The organism is Psychromonas aquatilis, assembly GCF_038155185.1.
GTDB classification, from domain to species: Bacteria; Pseudomonadota; Gammaproteobacteria; order Enterobacterales; family Psychromonadaceae; genus Psychromonas; species Psychromonas aquatilis.
The window spans coordinates 1-305 of record NZ_JBAKAZ010000173.1; the positions used below are offsets into that span (position 1 = coordinate 1).

Below are 305 nucleotides of genomic sequence, written 5' to 3' on the forward strand. Positions count from 1 at the left end.
CACTTTAATAGTAATAGATAACTCAATTAGATCATATTTTTACTTAGATTGGTATTATGCAGTTAATGATTTAAAGGAAAAACATGATTCAACTTAGACCCATGTTATGCAGTGAATACCCTGCGTATTGTGATTATTTCATTGATGATTATAGCCATGAAATAGCTGAAAACTATGGCCATTCAATAGATAAGTCGGTCGCATTAGCGCGCCAGGAATTACTTCGTTGTTTTCCTAAAGGATTAACAACCTATTCTGGTCAAGCATAACTGGACACCTGACTTTGTAAATTTTCATAGTTAATC

General features: G+C 33.1%; 1 protein-coding gene. It reads left to right on the forward strand.

From position 1 onward, the window contains the following. Nucleotides 1-83 precede the first annotated feature (83 nt). Complete coding sequence (locus V6256_RS15255) at nucleotides 84-269, forward strand: hypothetical protein (RefSeq protein WP_341599112.1); 186 nt, start codon at nucleotides 84-86, stop codon at nucleotides 267-269. The last annotated feature ends 36 nt before the right edge of the window (nucleotides 270-305 follow it).

Coding starts and splice junctions, on each gene's coding strand:
- V6256_RS15255 (WP_341599112.1), top strand. CDS start 84: ATGATTCAACTTAGACCCATGTTATGCAGTGAATACCCTGCGTATTGT.